Origin of the sequence: Bacillus sp. JJ1773, assembly GCF_036962035.1 — a bacterium.
In the GTDB taxonomy this organism is placed as follows: domain Bacteria; phylum Bacillota; class Bacilli; order Bacillales; family Cytobacillaceae; genus Cytobacillus.
In genome coordinates this window covers 1-215 of sequence record NZ_JBALNX010000065.1, presented here as the reverse complement: position 1 = coordinate 215, position 215 = coordinate 1, and positions in this window count along the sequence as shown.

The window sequence follows — 215 nt, the reverse complement described above, 5'->3', positions numbered from 1 at the left end:
TATTTAAATTAATGAAAATAACATTCATTAAAGAAGGATATTAAGAAAGAAAAAGATTTAAAAACGTTTCTTACATAAATGTAAGGAGCGTTTTTTTCTTGGATTTGAAAACTCCCAATAGTCCTTTTTTCCTCCATTTACAAAAATAATCTAGAAAAACTACCAAATTATGATATAATATTTAAAATATTAAAATTAGTTTTAATATTTAGAAG